The organism is Vibrio qingdaonensis, from assembly GCF_026191675.1.
Taxonomy (GTDB): Bacteria; Pseudomonadota; Gammaproteobacteria; order Enterobacterales; family Vibrionaceae; genus Vibrio; species Vibrio qingdaonensis.
Genome location: NZ_JAKRRY010000116.1, coordinates 1 through 1,232, shown reverse-complemented (window position 1 = coordinate 1,232; position 1,232 = coordinate 1). Strand labels below are relative to the sequence as shown.

Annotated in this window: 1 protein-coding gene; it reads right to left on the bottom strand. The window is 43.9% G+C overall.

Features of this window, described 5'->3' with window-relative positions; all coding sequences use genetic code 11:
• Positions 1-21 precede the first annotated feature (21 nt).
• Positions 22-1,169 (bottom strand): IS3 family transposase gene (locus MD535_RS25550; RefSeq protein ID WP_265678093.1). Its coding sequence is split into 2 segments (ribosomal slippage): positions 22-932 and positions 932-1,169, totalling 1,149 coding nucleotides; the frame shifts between segments, so codons are not numbered across the junction.
• Positions 1,170-1,232 lie beyond the last annotated feature (63 nt).

The window sequence follows — 1,232 nt, the reverse complement described above, 5'->3', positions numbered from 1 at the left end:
GTGTGAATAGCCACCACATCACTAGACGCTAGTTAGCCTTCTTTCATATTGCTTTTCATACTCTACAGGCGACAGTTGATTATTGGAACCATGCCTTCGATTCACGTTGTAGAACATTTCGATATACTCGAAGATATCGGTTCGAGCATCTTCTCTCGTAGAGTAAATTTTTCGTTTAACCCGTTCTCTTTTCAATAGCTGGAAAAAGCTTTCTGCGACAGCATTGTCATGACAGTTCCCACGGCGGCTCATACTTCCTTCTAGCCCATGTTGCTTTAAAAAGGAACTCCAATCATGGCTTGTATATTGGCTACCCTGATCTGAATGCACGAGTACATTGTTTATCGGAGTACGCCGCCAGATCGCCATCAGAAGAGCGTCTAATGCTAGCTCTTTGGTCATTCTGCTTTTCATAGACCAACCAATCACCCGACGTGAATATAAGTCTACGACCACAGCCAGATAGAGCCAACCCTCATGAGTTTTAATGTAAGTAATATCGGTTACCCAAGATTGATTTGGAGCTTGTGGGTTGAAGTTTCTATCCAGTTTGTTTGGGGTAACAATGTCCTCAGCCCCCGATCTGGCTCTTGGCTTTCGGTATCCTCTTTGGGATTGCAGTCCTTCTCGTTTCATCAAGCGATGAACTTGATTGATACCACAAGTTTCGCCCTCATCTCGCAAGTCACAATGTATCTTTCGATACCCATAAACACAGCCAGATTCGAGCCAAAATTGCTTAATTAGTCCGAGAAGATACTTACGTCGCCTTTCTTGTTTACATTCTGGATGCTTCAACCATGCATAAAAACCACTTGGATGGACGTCAAGCACGCTGCACATTCTTCGTACAGCCCAGACAGGCATATTGGCTTTGATAAAGGCATACCTCAGTCGGACTGACTTGCGAAGTACACCGCGGCTTTTTTTAGGATGTCACGCTCTTCAGTCATCCGTTGCAATTCTTTTTTGAGTCGACGGATCTCTGCGTTTTCATCGGACTTGGTTTGATGAAGAGAGGAGTCTGGGCCATACCGTTTGATCCAGGCATAGAGACTATGAGTGGTGGTCCCTAAACGAGCGGCAACTTCAGCCACACTGTGACCTTTTTCAGTTACTTGCTTAACGGCTTCAATTTTAAATTCTTCAGGATATCTTTTACGGTTCATAAGCACCTCTTGATTAGTTATTTTGTCTAACTAAAAGGCGTCTATCAAGTCAGTGGCTATTCA